Below are 14,744 nucleotides of genomic sequence, written 5' to 3'. Positions count from 1 at the left end.
CATGAGCCTCGCGGACCGACTCGCCGCCGCCCGTCGCGAGAGCACGGCCGGCGCCCACACCGCCACCACGCCCGGCACCACGCCCGGCACCACCGAGCCGACCGGCGTCGCGGATGGGGCTGCCACCCCGAGCCCGACTCCGAGCCCGACTGCGAGCGCGGCCCCGGCCCCGCCCGGCCCGGCCACGGTCACCGCCCTCTCCGGCGGGCCCACGGCCACCGGCCGGACCACCGCCGGCTCGCACTCGGGCTCGGGGGCCGGCAGCGGCTCCGCCGCCCCGGGCCGCCGCAGCCTGCGGGCCGACGTGGAGGCCGGCAAGCTCGCGCGCAGCACCGACCCGATCGCCGACCTCAAGCGCCAGGTGCACGCCCAGCTGGTCGCGGCGCTCGGCCCGAAGCTCTACGACGTCGGGCTGACGCCCGCGGAGCTCGAGACCCAGGTCCGGGCAGCGCTCGCCTCCGCCGTGGTCGGCGCCGAGCGACCCATGTCGGGCCCCGAGCGCACGCGGATCACCCAGGAGATCGCGGACGACATCCTCGGCTACGGCCCGCTCCAGCCGCTGCTGGACGACCCGGACCTCACCGAGGTCATGGTCAACCGGTCCGACGACATCTGGGTCGAGCGCGACGGCCGGCTCACCAAGGTGCCGACCGCCTTCACCGACGAGGCCCACCTGCGCCGCACGATCGACAAGATCGTCGCCAAGGTCGGCCGCCGCGTCGACGAGTCCTCGCCGATGGTCGACGCCCGCCTGCCCGACGGCAGCCGCGTCAACGCGGTCATCCCGCCGCTGGTGCTCGACGGCTCGACGCTGACCATCCGCAAGTTCTCCGCCGACCCCTACACCGTCGACGACCTGGTCGGCTTCGGCACGCTCAGTGCCGAGTCCGCCGAGCTGCTCAGCGCCTGCGTGCGCGGCCGGCTCAACATCCTGGTCTCGGGCGGCACCGGCGCCGGCAAGACGACCACCCTCAACGTGCTCTCCTCCGCGATCCCCGCCGACGAGCGGATCGTCACCATCGAGGACGCGGCGGAGCTCCGGCTCATGCAGGAGCACGTGATCCGCATGGAGGCCCGTCCGGCCAACATCCAGGGCCGCGGCGCCGTCACGATCCGCGACCTCGTCCGCAACGCCCTGCGCATGCGCCCCGACCGCATCGTCGTCGGCGAGATCCGCGACGCCGCGGCGCTCGACATGCTCCAGGCGATGAACACCGGCCACGACGGGTCGCTGTCCACCGTGCACGCCAACAGCCCGCGCGACGCGCTGGCCCGCGTCGAGACGATGGTGATGATGGCGGGGCTGGACCTGCCGGTCCGCGCGATCCGCGAGCAGGTCTCCAGCGCCATCGACCTGGTCGTCCAGCAGCGCCGGCTCAAGGACGGCAGCCGCCGGATCACCTCCATCACCGAGGTGGTCGGCATGGAGGGCGACGTGGTCACCCTCCAGGAGGTCTTCTCCTTCGACCACAGCGCCGGCTGGGACGAGCACGGCCGCACCCGCGGCCACCTGCGCGCCACCGGCCTGCGGCCCCGCTTCCTGGAGACCCTCGCCGACGCGAACGTCCGGGTCGACCCGGCGCTGTTCCTGACCCGGGCGGGCGCATGAGCGTCCTGACCGCTCCCGGCGCGGGCAGCGGCGCGGGCACGACCCGCGCGCGGCGGCTGGCGGCCTCGGCACTGGTCGTCGGCCTCGTCGCCGGCCTGCTGCTGCTCGTCGGGCCCCTCGTGGGCCCGGCCCACGGCAAGGGCACCGGAGCCGGCGACGGCGGGCTGGACATCGCCTACGTGCAGACCGCGGAGGACGGCCGCGTCTCGGTCCTCCTGGACCAGGGCGCCGACCTCACCTCCCCGCTCGAGGACGTCGAGGTCAGCGTGGACGACACGCTCGTGGACGCCGACGTGGCGCAGGTGACCGGCCAGGTCGACCGCACCATCGTCCTCGCCCTCGACGCCAGCCGCAGCATGGCCGGCGCCCGCATCGCCGCCGCCCGCGAGGCGGTCGAGGCGTTCCTGGCCGCCGTGCCGGACGACGTGGCCGTCGGCCTCGTGTCGTTCGCCGGCGAGGTCGAGACCACCGTCGAGCCGACCACCGACCGGGCCCAGGTCCGCGACGCCGTCGCCGACCTGACCCTGCGGCGCGGCACCCGCCTCTACGACGGCGTCGCCGCGGCCGCCGCGGCCACCGGCTCGACCGGTGCCCGCTCCGTGCTCGTGCTCTCCGACGGCCGGGACACCGGCGGCGGGGTCGACCTCGCGGCCGCGATCGCCGCCGTCGAGGACTCCGGCGTCGCGCTCGACGCCGTCGCCCTCGACCAGGACGCCGCCGACGTCGCGCCGGTGCGCCGGATGGTCGACGCCGCCGAGGGCACCCTCGTCGACGCCCAGGGCGCCGCCGCCCTCACCGACGTCTTCGCCGCGCAGGCCGACGCCCTCGGCCGCCAGCTGCTGATCACCTTCGAGCGACCGGCGGGCCTCGCCTCGCTCTCCGACGTGGACCTGTCCGTGAGCGCCACCGCGGGTGGGCTCGCCGTCGGGGACCGCGCCCTCGTCGACCTCCGGGCGGCGGACGACGGCCTCGCCGGCGCATCCGCCGCGGTCGGTCGCTCGCTGGTCGGCACCACCGGGCTGCTGGTCGGCGGGGTGGCCCTGGCCGCGGGCGTCTTCGCGCTGCTGGCGCTGGTGCTGCTCCAGCACCGCGGGCCCAGCGCCGCGCAGCGCACCGTGGCCCGCTACCTGGGGGAGACACCGCTGACGCAGGAACGGACCACGCTGCGCGACTCCGCCCTGGCGGTGACGAACTCGCTGGTCAAGCAGGACTTCGAGGCGCGGTTCTCGCAGCGGCTCACCGGCGCCGGCCTGGCGATGACCGTGGCCGAGTGGGTGCTGCTGCATGCGGGCATCGCGGTGCTGGCGGGACTGGTCGGGCTGCTGCTCGGCGGGTTGCCGCTGCTCCTCCTGCTGCTGGTGCTGGGCGCAGCCGCACCCTACGTGGCCCTGCGCGTGCTCCACGGCCGACGGCTGGCCGCCTTCGGCGCCCAGCTGCCCGAGACACTGACGATGATCTCGGGCGGGCTCTCTGCCGGCCTCTCGGTGGCGCAGTCGATCGACACCGTCGTCCGCGAGGGTGCGGAGCCGATGGCGAGCGAGCTGCGCCGGGCGCTGGCCGAGCACCGGCTCGGCATCCCGGTCGAGGACGCGCTGGAGAACGTGGCCGACCGGATGGGCAGCCCCGACTTCGCGTGGGTGGTGATGGCCATCCGCATCCAGCGGGAGGTCGGCGGCAACCTGGCCGAGCTGCTGGACACCGTGGCCGGCACGCTGCGCGAGCGGGAGTACCTGCGGCGGCAGGTGCGGACGCTCAGCGCCGAGGGTCGGATCTCGGCCTACATCCTCGTCGCGCTGCCGATCCTCATGCTCGGCTACATGCTCGTCGCCAACCGCGAGTATGCGTCCTTCTTCTACACGTCGGTGCTCGGCGTGCTGGTGCTGGCGGGTGGTGGCCTTCTCCTGGCCCTCGGCTCGTTCGTCATGTCACGCATGGTCAAGGTGGAGGTCTGACATGGAGTCCTCGTGGTTCCTGCTCCTGGGCGGCGGGGCGATCCTCGTCGCCGGTACGCTCGCGCTGTCGGTGGTGGGCCTAGCAGGTAGCCAGCGCGCCGCCGTCGGACGGTCGCTCGCCGCGGTGCGTGCCCTCGACGCCGCGCCCGAGGAGGTCCGGCACGACGTGGATCGGCCGTTCTCCGAGCGGGTGCTCGCACCCCTGGCGGGCCAGCTGGTCGGCATCGGCCGCCGGCTCGTCCGGGCGGACACCGCCCGCCGGCTCGAGCACCGGCTCGACGTCGCCGGCAACCCCGACGGGTGGGACGTCTCGCGGGTCCTCGGCGCCAAGGTGCTCGCCCTGGCACTCCTGGGCGGGCTCACCCTGTTGTGGACCTTCGCCTCGGGGCAGAGCCTGGTGGTGCTCCTCCTGGCGCCGCTGCTGCTCGCCGGCGCCGGCTACGTCCTGCCGGACCTGCTGCTCTACAACGCAGGTCAGAAGCGTGAGGCGGCGATGCAGCGCGCGCTGCCGGACGCCATCGACCTGCTCACCATCTCGGTGGAGGCGGGCCTCGGCTTCGACGCGGCCATGCTGCGCGTGGCGCAGCAGACCCGAGGCCCCCTCGCGGGCGAGTTCGCCCGGTTCCTCCAGGAGACCCAGCTGGGCCTGGGGCGCACGGAGGCGATCCGCGCCATGGCGGAGCGGTCCACGCTGGCCGACCTCCGCTCCTTCTGCCTCGCCATGGTGCAGGCCGACGAGCTGGGCGTGCCGCTGGGCAAGGTGCTGCGGGTCCAGAGCCAGGAGATGCGGACCAAACGGCGGCAGCGCGCGGAGGAGACCGCCGCCAAGGTGCCGGTGAAGATCATGGTGCCGCTCGTCTTCTTCATCCTGCCGTGCCTCTTCATCGTCGTGATGGCGCCCGGTGCGGCTCGCATAGTTGGAGCCTTCTCGTGATGCGCAGCCTCGTGGCCTCCGCCGATCCGCAGGTACGGTCATGGCGTCTCGGGACTGCGGCCCGCGTGTTCGCGCTCGCCCTCGTGACCGGGCAGGTGCTCTCGACCGAAACGACCAGCATCGCCCTGCTCGGAGTTCTCGCCCTCGGCTGTGTCGTCGGGGCCATCGCGTTGATGGACCTGCCGCCGCACGGGTCCCGCCATGTCTTCCTGCCTGTCGGCGAGGGCGTAGCCGCGGCCGGTGTCGTGCTGGTGGCCGCGTCCGGCACCGGGGCACACTCGCTCCTCCTCTACCTGGCCGTCCCCGCCACGCTCGCGGGCCTCCGGCACGGTGCTGGCCTCACTCTCGTCACCTGGCTCTCCACGGCCCTCGGATCGCTGGTCATCGGGCTGGGGCTCGGCGGCGCTCCCTGGCTCGGGGCAGCCACCTGGCTCGTCCTCGGGCTGGCGGGTGGGCTCCTCACCGGTGCACTGACCCGCGCCGACCGCGCCGCGGCGCGGGAGATCCAGCCGCACCTGGCCGCGCGGCACCTGGTGGGGCAGCTGCGCGAGCTGGTGGAGCACGACCGGGTCGACCTGGACGTCGAGCGGCGGGCCGAGGCGGTCCTGGCGACCGCTGCCGAGGCACTGGCCGGTCAGGACCAGGTTCGGCCGCGGCGTGGCGAGGTGTTCGTCGCCGCCGACGGTCGGCGGGTGCGGCGGGTCCACGGCCGCGGGGCACCGCTGGCGGGGAGCGCAACCGTCGTCGCCAAGGCGGTGCGGCGCGGTGACGCGGTGCACGAGCGCGGTGTGCTCGCCCTGCCGCTGGCCGCCGGCGGCACCACCTACGGTGCCGTCGTCCTGCCCGTCGCGCAGAAGCCGTCCGTGGCTGTGCTCCATGCTGTCGGCGCACGTCTCGGTGTCGGTGCTCTTCGGCTGGACACCGCCGTCCTGGTCGACCGGGCCCGTGCCGGCGCCACCGGCGCCGAGCGCCGCCGCCTCGCCCGCGAGCTGCACGACGGCGTGGCCCAGCGGGCGGTGGCCCTCGGCTACCTCGCCGACGAGCTGATCGAGGACACCGACGCTCAGGTGGCGGGGATCGCCGCGCAGCTGCGGGACGAGGTGGACGCGCTCGTGCTCGAGCTGCGGCGCTCCGTGCATGACCTGCGCAGCGGCGCCGGCGAGGGCCTCGGCACCGCCCTGCGCCGTCGGCTGGAGGCGACCCTGACCGGCCCGGGTGCGCCCGCGCTGCTGCTCGAGGTCGACGAGACCGGCCCTCGGCTCGACCCCGCCCAGGAGGACGAGGTGCTGCGGGTCGCGGTCGAGGCCGCCGGCAACGCCCGGCGGCACGCCGGCGCCGGGCAGGTCCGAGTGTCGCTCACCTGCGACGGCGACGCGCTCGACCTCGTCGTCACCGACGACGGCATCGGCGGCGCGGAGCCGCGGAACGGCCACTACGGCCTGCACACCATGCGCGAGCGGGCCGCCCTGCTCCACGCCACTCTGAGCGTCGAGCGGGCCGGCAGCGGCGCCCGCCCCGGCACCCGGGTGCACCTGCACCGCGGCGCCGGCAGCACGCAGCACCACACGACGAGCGCCCGCACGGGCGCCCAGGACGCGGGCAGCCTGCCGGCGTCGGGAGAGGGGACGAGATGACGCAGCGGGTGCTGCTCGTGGACGACCACGAGCTGATCCGGCAGGGCCTGGCACGCGCCTTCGAGCGCGCGGGGGAGTGGGAGGTCGTGGGCGAGGCCGCCGGCGTGGCCGAGGCGCTCGCCCTGGCGCGGGTGCTCAAGCCCGACGTGGTGGTCACCGACCTCCAGATGCCCGACGGCAGCGGCTTCGACGTGGTGCGGGCCCTGCGGGAGGACAGCCCCGAGGTCGGGCTGGTCATCCTCACCATGCACCTCGGCGACGCGCAGGTGCTCGCGGCGATGGAGGCGGGTGCCTCGGCCTTCCTCGGCAAGGAGACCCGCGGCCCGGACGTCGTGGCGATCGCGGCGCAGGCGCTGCGGGACCCCGACGGCTTCGTCAGCACCGGCCTGGCCGGCGCCATCCGGCGCCGCGCGGCCGTCGGCGTCTCCCGGCTCACCGACCGCGAGACCGAGGTGATGCGCTGCCTGGCCGACGGCCTCGGCACCGCCGAGATCGCCGCCCGGCTCTACCTGGGGGAGTCCACGGTGAAGACCCACCTCAACCGGATCTACCGCAAGCTCGGGGTCAGGAACCGCACCCAGGCGCTCGCCGAGGCGGTGCGCGCCGGCCTCCTGCTCGACCAGGTGGCGCCCTGACCGCAGCGGACCAGCTCCGCGCCCGGCTCGATCGCGTGCCCGCCCTCCGTCTCGGAGGGTGGGCACGTGGCCATTTGTGTCGCTGACCTGCGGGGACGGCGCTTGGGCTGCCGGCCAGGACCTTCGACGGGCCCGAGCTCGACATGGCCCGTTCGGACTACACCGGAGGGTGGAGAAGGCCGTCCACCTCCCGGCGCCCGAGGGTGGACCCGGAGGTGGACGGCGCGACGCCCGCCGGCCGGAAGAGTAGGGCGCAGCAGGGAGCCCGTGGGGGGCTCCCGGACAGCTCCGGGGACGGGGCCTCCACTCTCACACAAGGGGAAACACCATGATCGAGAAGCTCCAGATGATGTTCTTCATGCTCACCAACGACGCCGCCTCCAAGCGCGACGAGCGCGGCGCCACCGCCGTGGAGTACGGCCTCATGGTCTTCCTCATCGCCCTGGCGATCATCGTGACCGTCGGGCTCCTTGGCACGCAGCTGGACGTCGTCTTCAACGACGTTCTGGAGGGCATCACTCCCTGACCAAGGGCAACATGTAACGAACCCCCCGAGCCGACAGGCTCGGGGGGTTCGTCGCGTCTGAGGCGTCAGCGCTCAGGAGTTGGGGCGCTTGCCGTGGTTCGCGCCCTTCTTCCGGCGAGCGCGGCGCTTGCGTCCGGTCTTGCCCATGGTTACCTCCGGGGTTTGCAGGTGCGGCCCCACCCGGGGACCAGCGAACACCGCAGTTTCCCACCATCACGCACCCATGTTCAAAACGGGCCCCGCGGCGGGGTGCTCAGAGCCGCGACAGGAACCGTTCGACGGCCACCACGACGCGCGTCACCTCGCCCGTGAGCACGACGGTGCCGGGGCGCCCGGCGTGCCGCCCGGAGGAGTGCCGGGCCTGCACGGCGAACCGCAGCAGCCGGCCGTCGCGATGCACCAGCGTCGCGGTCACCTCGACCTCCGCGCCCACGGGACTGGCGGCCCGGTGCTCGAGCTCGACCCGGGTGCCCACCGTCGTCTCGCCGTCCTTCAGCACGGCCTCGGCGGCCTCGCAGGTCGCGGCCTCCGCCCAGGCGAGCGCCACGGGCGTGCCGAGCACCGGCAGCGCGCCGGAGCCCACCGCCCGCGCGGTGTCCTCCTCGGTCACGGTGCGCACGAGCGTGGCGCCGGACGTGGGGTCGGTGCTCACAGCGGCCTCCGGAAGACGACGAGGTGGACGGACGGCACCGGCGACCAGTCCCGCTCCGGCACGCGGACGAACCCGTGCCGCGCGTAGAGCCGGTGGGCGTCGCCCATCTGCGGCAGGGACGACAGCACGACGGCCGCGTCCCCGGCCTCGCGGCATCGCTCGAGCACGTGCTCGACCAGCGCCCCGCCGACGCCCTGGCCCTGCGCGCCCGGGGCCACGGCCAGCATGCGGAACTCGCCCTCGCCCTCGGCCGCGATCTCGCGCCACGGCGAGCCGGGCGGGCACAGCGTCACCGAGCCCAGCACCTCGCTGCGGCCGTGCGGGTGCTCGTCGCTGCCCGCGACCCAGAGCTCCGCCTCGTCCGCCCGTGCCCGGGCGTCGCGCAGGCGCGGCACGTAGGGGTCGGAGGGGCCGAGGAGGAACGACGCGTAGGCGGCCACGGTGACCTCGCCGACCTCGTGCAGCAGGTCGGCGTCGTCGGGGGAGGCGCGGCGGATCAGCACGCCACCCACCCTGACAGACGCCCCGGCACCACTCACACCCCGTACGTGGCGCGCGGGTAGGCGGCGTCCACGTCGGTGACCACGTTGACCAGGTACGGGACGCCCGAGGCGAACGCCCGGTCCAGCGCGGGCCCGATCTCGCCCGGGGTCCGCACGGTCTCCCCGCCGCCGCCGAGCGCGCGCACGACGCCGTCGTAGGAGGTGTGCGGGGAGAGATCGGCGACCACGTCGTAGCCGTAGATCATCTGCATCGGCCCCTTCTCCAGGCCCCACGCGGCGTTGTTGCCCATCACCATCACCACCGGCAGGCCGTGGCGCACCATCGTGTCCACGTCCATGAGGGAGAAGCCCGCGGCGCCGTCGCCGAGCAGGAGCACCACCTGGGACGACGGCCGCGCGATGCGTGCGGCGATGGCCGCGCCGGGGCCGGCCCCGAGGCAGCCGTAGGGGCCGGGGTCGAGCCAGCAGCCGGGCCGCTTCGGCTCCACGAGCTTGCCGGCGAAGGAGACGAAGTCGCCGCCGTCGCCGATCACCACGGCGTCGTCGTCCAGGCGGCGGTTCAGCTCGCCGTAGATGCGCCCCGGGTGCACGGGTGCGGCGTCGGAGTCGAGGATCGTCCGGTCCGTGGCGATCGTCGCGGCCACGCCGGCGGCGAGCTCCTCGGCCCACGACGCCCAGCCGGCGCCCTCGCCCACGTGCGGCTGGGCGGCCGTCAGCAGGGCGTCCAGGCAGGCGGTGAGGTCGCCGGCCAGCGAGGCCTCCCGCGCCGCGTGCCCGGCCACCTGACCGGGGGAGTCGGCCACGTGCACCACGCGGGCCGGGGTGGTGGGGCTGCCGTCGGCGTCCGGCTTGCCGCCGAAGGTGCCGTAGCCGAGCCGGAAGTCGAGCGGGGTGCCCACCACGACCACGAGGTCGGCGCGGGCGAACGCCCGGCTGCGCGCCTTGGTGACCAGCAGTCGGTGCCCGCCGGGCACCACGCCGCGGGCCATGCCGTTGGTGATGGTCGGGAGGCCCAGGGACTCGACCAGGCGCAGCGCGGCCACCTCCGCGCGGTCGGCCCACACGTCGGTGCCCAGCACCAGCACCGGTCGGTCGGCCGCCGCCAGCAGCCGGGCGATCGCGGCCACGGCGTCGGGGTCCGGGTCGGCGCCCCGGGGGCGCTGCGGGGTCGGCACCGGCCCCGAGGCGGGGGCGTAGAGCTCGTCCATGGGGACGTCGACGAAGACCGGGCCACGGTGCGGAGAGGCGGCGGTGGTGAACGCCGCGTCCACCCCGGGCAGCACGTCGTCGCGGCCGTGCAGCGTGCGGGCGTCCTTGGTGACGCCGGCGAGCACCGGCGGGTGGTCCAGCTCCTGGAGCGAGCCCATGCCCCAGCGGTTGGCCGGGGCGCGCCCGCCGAGCACCACCATCGGGGACCCCGCGAAGTGCGCCTGGGCGAGCGTCGAGACGGCGTTGGTGACGCCGGGCCCGGCGGTGAGCACCGCGAACCCGGGGGTGCGCGTCAGCTTGCCGGTGGCCTCGGCCGCGAACGCCGCGGTCTGCTCGTGCCGCACGTCCAGCATCCGCATCGGCGGCTCGGCGTTGACCGCCGCGTCGTAGAGCGGGAAGACGTGGGCGCCCGAGAGCGTGAACAGGGTCTCGACGCCGTGGGCCCGCGCGGCCGCCAGGGCGGCGGTGCCGGCGTGCCCGTCGACGACGGCGGGGCCGGGCGCACCGGAGGGCGCGGCTGTGTGCTGGGTCTCACTCATGCTCGCACCCTACTCACGGGTAGGGAGCGCTGACGAGGGGTGCGGCGGCCCCGGAGAGGTCGGGCGCTCAGTGCGCGCCGACGGGCGCGAGCACGCCGTTGGTGCGGCGCAGCGCCTCGACGAGGACCAGCAGCAGGTCCGAGCGCGTGGCCGGGTGCCGCGGGCCGAGAGCCAGCAGCAGGTAGAGCGAGCGGAGCAGCGCCTGCGCGTTGCCGGTGGCGGTGTAGGGGTCGTCGGCCTCGCTGCGCTCGGGGTCGGCGCCGGCGGCCAGCCGGTTCACCCAGGGCTCGAGCACGCCCACGGGCACGAGCTCGCGGCGCAGGACGGCGACGACGGCCCGCGCCATCCGGTCGTGCTCGCCGTGCGTCCACACGGGCCCGGGGGCGAGCACCCGGTCGGCGACGACGTCGAGCAGCACGGTCAGCTCGGGGGCCGACAGGTGGGGGGAGCGGGCGAGCGTGGCGATCGCGTCCGCGCCGTGCGACATCGCGTGCGCCCAGCCCTTGCCGGGCACGAAGCCGCGGGTGTCCTGCTCGCGCAGCAGCCAGGTGGCGAGCCGGTCGCCCCACTCCAGCACCTTGCCGGCCAGCACGAGCGGGCGGCGGTTGTCGCGCTGGATGCAGGCGCCGAGCACGAGGGCGGAGAAGGAGCGGCGGAAGACCGAGTCGGTGCCCTCCTCGCCGAGGCCGACCAGCAGGCCCGCGGCCATGCCGTCGCCCAGGCCGGGCAGGAGGTCGTCGTAGACGCCCCGGGCGACCCACGCGCCGAGCGTGGGCAGGGCCAGGCCGTCGCGGCGGGACGGGTCGGCGTCGCCGAGCATCCGGGTGAGCTCCGCCGTGAGGTCGGCGAGCGGACGGTCCGTCGGGACCGCCAGATCGTCCGCCATCACCTGCTCCCAGTAGGACCCCGACATGTCGGCCATCCTGACAGACACCACCGGCGCGCTCACCCCTTGGGGGGGACCCCTTGCGAAGGCGCAGGCCAGGGGGCTACCGGCCGGTCACCAGGCGCGTGCGCGGGCTCACGCGCAGGCCCACCCGGACGTGCTCGGCGGCTGGATCTAGGCTCTGCTCGTGCCCTCCCTCAGCGAGCTCGTCCGCAGCCACACGGACCTCACCGGAGACGACGTCGCCTGGCTCCAGCTGCTCATGGCCGACTGGCAGATCATCGCCGACCTCTCCTTCGCCGACCTCGTCCTGTGGCTGCCCGACGCCGACGGCCAGGGCTTCTGGGCCGCCGGCCAGATGCGGCCCACGACGGCCCCCACCGCCTACGTGGACGACGTCGTGGGCACGTTCGTGCCGCGCGGCCGTCGGCCCCTGCTGGACGCGGCCTGGCTCCAGGGGCGGCTCGTGCGCGAGGGCGACCCGGAGTGGCGCGACGACGTGCCCGTGCGCGTGGAGACCATCCCCGTGCGCCACGAGGGCCGCGTCATCGCCGTGGTGGCGCGCAGCACCAACCTGCTCGGCGTGCGCACCCCCTCCCGGCTGGAGCTGTCCTACCTCCAGTCGGCCGCCGACCTCACGCAGATGATCGCCACCGGGCACTTTCCCTCGACGGGGCAGCGCAGCGACCACGCCGACACCCCGCGCGTGGGCGACGGCTTCGTTCGCGTCGATGCCGACGGCAGGGTCGTCTACGCCAGCCCCAACGCGCAGTCGGTCTTCACCCGCCTCGGGCTCTCCGGCGACCTCGCGGGCAGCCGTCTCGTGGACGTCACGCGCGACCTGGTGCCCTCACGACGACGCCCGGACGAGGAGACGTTCTCGGCCGTCCTGGGCGGCCGGGTCCACAGGGACATGGAGTTCGCCACCGAGGGTGTCGCGATCATCGCCCGCAGCATCCCGCTGCGCCCGACCGGCGAGCGGATCGGCGCGCTCGTCCTCGTCCGCGACGTCACCGACCTGCGCCGCCGCGACCGGGAGCTGATCACCAAGGACGCCACCATCCGGGAGATCCACCACCGGGTGAAGAACAACCTCCAGACCGTGGCGGCGCTGCTGCGCCTCCAGGCCCGCCGGATCGACAACGACGAGGCGAAGCTGGCGCTGGAGGAGGCGGTGCGCCGGGTCGGCTCGATCGCGATCGTGCACGAGACCCTCAGCCAGGCCGTGGAGGAGGACGTCGAGTTCGACGAGATCGCCGACCGGCTCTGCGTCATGGTCACCGAGGTCTCGGCGGCCGCCGGCCGCGTGCGCGTGCAGCGCCGCGGCACGTTCGCGCGGCTGCCCTCGGAGACCGCCACCGCGCTGGCGATGGTGATCACCGAGGTGCTGCAGAACGCCGTCGAGCACGGCTACCCCGAGCCCGGGCCGGGCACGGAGGGGCACATCACCCTCGACGTCGAGCCCGGCGAGGGGCGCCTGCGGGTGACCGTGACCGACGACGGCCGCGGCCTGCCCGAGGGCTTCGACCTGGACGGCTCCACGAACCTGGGCCTGTCGATCGTGCGGACCCTGGTGGAGTCCGAGCTGTCGGGCACGCTCTCGCTCGGCCCCCGACCGGAGGGTCGGGAGGCGGGCACGCGCGTGGTCGTCGACCTGCCCCTGGACTGACGTCTCGGCCGGTCCTAGGCCCACACTCGGTGGGCCGGCGTCGGCCGGGGACGCGCTCCGGGCCGCCCCGCCCGGACCGCGTCAGCGGGTCAGGCGGTGCGACGGCCCCGGGCGTTGCGGCGCTTCAGCGCGCGCCGCTCGTCCTCGGACAGGCCGCCCCAGACGCCGTGGTCCTGGCCGGCGTCGAGCGCCCACTGCAGGCACTGCTCGCGGACGTCGCACCGGCGGCAGACCTGCTTGGCCTCCTCGACCTGGAGGACGGCCGGGCCGGTGTTGCCGATGGGGAAGAAGAGCTCGGGGTCCTCGTCCAGGCATGCGGAGCGACTGCGCCAGTCCATGGCAGGGTGTTCCCTCTTTCTGACGATCGTGCAGGCCAGGGGCGACAGGGCCTGCGGGGCTCGTGCGGTGGGCACAGCAACGTGTACGCGTCGACGAGCGCAGCGACTAGATTGACAACGAACACCCCGTGACACAAGTCCCTTCCCCCTGCGGAGTTCGTCGGCTGCGTCACAGCAACGTCATCTGGACGTCACACGGCAGGCACGAAAGCGGCCGGGATCGGGGTCGGGTCACGGGGCAGCCCTAGGCTGGTCGACGTGAACGACCGTCCCACGGACCTGCCCGTCCCCGCGGCCACCCGCAGGGGTGGCTGGCTGCTCGTCGCCGCCCTCGCCGCCCTCGCCGAGGGCGCCACCCTCCTCGTGCTGGGCGTCCTGGAGGCGCGTGCGACCGCGGCCGAGCGCCTCGAGCTGGGCGTGAGCACCACGATCTTCTTCGTCGGGCTCGGCCTGGTCGTGGTGGCGGCCGGGGTGTCGCTGGTCGTCGGCCGCGGCTGGGGCCGCAACCCGCTCGTCTTCGTCCAGGCGCTCACCCTGCTGATGGCCTGGAGCCTGCGTTCGGTCGAGCCGGTCTCGGCGGCGCTGGTCGCCGCCGGCGGGCTCGGCCTGGCCGGGCTGCTCCATCCCAGCACCCGTCGCTACCTGGACGAGCGCGGGCGCGCGCGGGCGCTCGCGCGCGGGGAGGACCCCGACGCCGAGGCGCCTGAGGACGCAGTCGACGGCGAGGACGCCGGCGGGGAGCCCCGCCGGGCCTGACTCAGCCCGCGTCGCTCAGCCCGCGTCACTCAGCCGGCGTCCTCGGCCAGGGAGGCGCGCAGGTGCGTGAGCGTCCGGTTCAGCAGCCGGCTGACGTGCATCTGCGAGACGCCGATCTCCTCGGCGATCTGGGACTGGGTCATGTTGCGGAAGAACCGCAGCAGCAGGATCTTCTTCTCCCGAGGCTCGAGCTGGTCCAGCAGCGGCTTGAGCGACTCCCGCACCTCGACCTGAGCGATGTTGACGTCCTCCTCGCCGATCGCGTCGAGCATGGTCGCGGCGCCGTCCTCGGAGTCGTCGCCCGCGTCCAGCGAGAGCGTGGAGTAGGCGTGCGAGGACTCGATGCCCTCCACGATCTCCTCGACGCTGCAGCCGATGTGCCCCGCGAGCTCGCTCGCCGTGGGGGAGCGGCCGAGGTCCTGGGTGAGCTCGGCGGTCGCGGAGCCGATCTGCATCCGCAGCTCCTGGAGCCGGCGCGGCACGCGGATCGCCCAGCCCTTGTCGCGGAAGTACCGCTTGATCTCGCCGATGATCGTCGGTGTGGCGTAGGTGGAGAACTCGACCCCGCGGTCGGTGTCGAAGCGGTCGACGGACTTGATCAGCCCGATCGTCCCGACCTGCACGAGGTCCTCGAACGGCTCGCCGCGGTTGCGGAAGCGGCGCGCGCAGTGGTCGACCAGCGGCAGGTGCAGCTGGACCAGCGCGTCGCGCGCGGTCTCCCGCTCGGCCTCGCTCGCCGCGGGGTCGAGCAGGCGCGCGAACAGCTCCCCGCTGCGGCGGCGGGTCTCCTCGATGCCGGCCCGGCGGTCCCGGTCGGGAGCGTCGGGGACCTCCGGCAGGGACAGCTCCGGCACGGGGGCGTCCCCGCTGAGGCTGTCGTGCCCGGACGTGGCCACCACGGT

15 protein-coding genes are annotated in these 14,744 nt (G+C 74.8%); 8 read left to right on the top strand and 7 right to left on the bottom strand.

Translation table 11 applies throughout. The annotated features are described in order from the left end of the window. The first annotated feature begins 1 nt into the window (after position 1). The 6 genes from M8330_RS02815 (at position 2) to M8330_RS02790 (ending at position 7,290) form a co-directional block, all read left to right on the top strand. Entirely contained in the window at positions 2-1,609 is a 1,608-nt protein-coding gene (locus tag M8330_RS02815) for a TadA family conjugal transfer-associated ATPase (RefSeq protein ID WP_250826104.1), read from the top strand. Continuing rightward, entirely contained in the window at positions 1,606-3,561 is a 1,956-nt protein-coding gene (locus M8330_RS02810) for a type II secretion system F family protein (protein ID WP_250826103.1), read from the top strand. The genes M8330_RS02815 and M8330_RS02810 overlap by 4 nt, the downstream gene beginning before the upstream one ends. Before the next feature lies 1 nt (position 3,562). After that, positions 3,563-4,495 carry a type II secretion system F family protein gene (locus M8330_RS02805; RefSeq protein WP_250826102.1) on the top strand — a complete coding sequence of 311 codons (933 nt, stop codon included), beginning with the start codon at positions 3,563-3,565 and terminating at the stop codon, positions 4,493-4,495. Then, positions 4,495-6,129 carry a histidine kinase gene (locus M8330_RS02800; protein WP_250826101.1) on the top strand — a complete coding sequence of 545 codons (1,635 nt, stop codon included), beginning with the start codon at positions 4,495-4,497 and terminating at the stop codon, positions 6,127-6,129. Before M8330_RS02805 ends, M8330_RS02800 begins: the two co-directional genes overlap by 1 nt. After that, a complete protein-coding gene (locus tag M8330_RS02795; RefSeq protein ID WP_250826100.1) occupies positions 6,126-6,764 on the top strand; it encodes a response regulator transcription factor in 639 nt (212 codons plus the stop codon). The genes M8330_RS02800 and M8330_RS02795 overlap by 4 nt, the downstream gene beginning before the upstream one ends. Before the next feature lie 328 nt (positions 6,765-7,092). After that, positions 7,093-7,290, top strand: a complete 198-nt coding sequence (locus tag M8330_RS02790; protein WP_250826099.1) for a Flp family type IVb pilin — start codon at positions 7,093-7,095, stop codon at positions 7,288-7,290. A gap of 72 nt (positions 7,291-7,362) precedes the next feature. Here M8330_RS02790 and M8330_RS22655 read toward each other — a convergent pair whose 3' ends face one another. The 5 genes from M8330_RS22655 to M8330_RS02770 form a co-directional block, all read right to left on the bottom strand. After that, entirely contained in the window at positions 7,363-7,437 is a 75-nt protein-coding gene (locus M8330_RS22655) for a 50S ribosomal protein bL37 (protein WP_370249596.1), read from the bottom strand. Positions 7,438-7,543: 106 nt separating this feature from the next. Beyond that, complete coding sequence (locus M8330_RS02785) at positions 7,544-7,942, bottom strand: thioesterase family protein (protein ID WP_250826098.1); 399 nt, start codon at positions 7,940-7,942, stop codon at positions 7,544-7,546. Continuing rightward, the gene (locus M8330_RS02780) at positions 7,939-8,445 is read right to left on the bottom strand and encodes a GNAT family N-acetyltransferase (protein ID WP_250826097.1); all 507 of its coding nucleotides are present in this window, start codon (positions 8,443-8,445) and stop codon (positions 7,939-7,941) included. Before M8330_RS02780 ends, M8330_RS02785 begins: the two co-directional genes overlap by 4 nt. Positions 8,446-8,477: 32 nt before the next feature. Continuing rightward, the gene (locus tag M8330_RS02775) at positions 8,478-10,193 is read right to left on the bottom strand and encodes an acetolactate synthase (RefSeq protein ID WP_250826096.1); all 1,716 of its coding nucleotides are present in this window, start codon (positions 10,191-10,193) and stop codon (positions 8,478-8,480) included. A 67-nt stretch (positions 10,194-10,260) separates the two neighbouring features. Beyond that, complete coding sequence (locus M8330_RS02770; protein ID WP_250826095.1) at positions 10,261-11,106, bottom strand: DUF2785 domain-containing protein; 846 nt, start codon at positions 11,104-11,106, stop codon at positions 10,261-10,263. A 160-nt stretch (positions 11,107-11,266) separates the two neighbouring features. Here M8330_RS02770 and M8330_RS02765 point away from each other — a divergent pair, with 160 nt between their 5' ends. Further along, positions 11,267-12,748, top strand: coding sequence for a sensor histidine kinase (locus tag M8330_RS02765; protein ID WP_250052675.1), 1,482 nt, complete (start codon positions 11,267-11,269; stop codon positions 12,746-12,748). 89 nt (positions 12,749-12,837) lie between these two features. Here the strand turns inward: M8330_RS02765 and M8330_RS02760 are convergent, their stop codons facing one another. Next, on the bottom strand, positions 12,838-13,086 hold the full coding sequence (locus M8330_RS02760; RefSeq protein ID WP_136568628.1) for a WhiB family transcriptional regulator: 249 nt from the start codon (positions 13,084-13,086) through the stop codon (positions 12,838-12,840). Positions 13,087-13,344: 258 nt separating this feature from the next. Here M8330_RS02760 and M8330_RS02755 point away from each other — a divergent pair, with 258 nt between their 5' ends. Then, positions 13,345-13,842: a hypothetical protein gene (locus M8330_RS02755; RefSeq protein ID WP_250826094.1), complete on the top strand. Its 498-nt coding sequence runs from the start codon at positions 13,345-13,347 to the stop codon at positions 13,840-13,842. A gap of 29 nt (positions 13,843-13,871) precedes the next feature. On the opposite strand, the gene M8330_RS02750 is transcribed toward M8330_RS02755, so the two are convergent. Beyond that, positions 13,872-14,741 (bottom strand): RNA polymerase sigma factor SigF, encoded by an 870-nt coding sequence (locus M8330_RS02750; RefSeq protein WP_308196227.1) that lies wholly within the window; start codon positions 14,739-14,741, stop codon positions 13,872-13,874. Positions 14,742-14,744: the final 3 nt, after the last annotated feature.

The organism is Nocardioides bruguierae (genome assembly GCF_023656415.1).
GTDB classification, from domain to species: Bacteria; Actinomycetota; Actinomycetes; order Propionibacteriales; family Nocardioidaceae; genus Nocardioides; species Nocardioides bruguierae.
This window is presented reverse-complemented; position numbering and strand designations above follow the sequence as displayed.

Excerpts from the sequence above, each read along its gene's own strand:
- M8330_RS02815 (WP_250826104.1), top strand. The coding sequence starts at position 2 with ATGAGCCTCGCGGACCGACTCGCCGCCGCCCGTCGCGAGAGCACGGCC.
- M8330_RS02810 (WP_250826103.1), top strand. The coding sequence starts at position 1,606 with ATGAGCGTCCTGACCGCTCCCGGCGCGGGCAGCGGCGCGGGCACGACC.
- M8330_RS02805 (WP_250826102.1), top strand. The coding sequence starts at position 3,563 with ATGGAGTCCTCGTGGTTCCTGCTCCTGGGCGGCGGGGCGATCCTCGTC.
- M8330_RS02800 (WP_250826101.1), top strand. The coding sequence starts at position 4,495 with ATGCGCAGCCTCGTGGCCTCCGCCGATCCGCAGGTACGGTCATGGCGT.
- M8330_RS02795 (WP_250826100.1), top strand. The coding sequence starts at position 6,126 with ATGACGCAGCGGGTGCTGCTCGTGGACGACCACGAGCTGATCCGGCAG.
- M8330_RS02790 (WP_250826099.1), top strand. The coding sequence starts at position 7,093 with ATGATCGAGAAGCTCCAGATGATGTTCTTCATGCTCACCAACGACGCC.
- M8330_RS02775 (WP_250826096.1), bottom strand. The coding sequence starts at position 10,193 with ATGAGTGAGACCCAGCACACAGCCGCGCCCTCCGGTGCGCCCGGCCCC.
- M8330_RS02770 (WP_250826095.1), bottom strand. The coding sequence starts at position 11,106 with ATGTCGGGGTCCTACTGGGAGCAGGTGATGGCGGACGATCTGGCGGTC.
- M8330_RS02760 (WP_136568628.1), bottom strand. The coding sequence starts at position 13,086 with ATGGACTGGCGCAGTCGCTCCGCATGCCTGGACGAGGACCCCGAGCTC.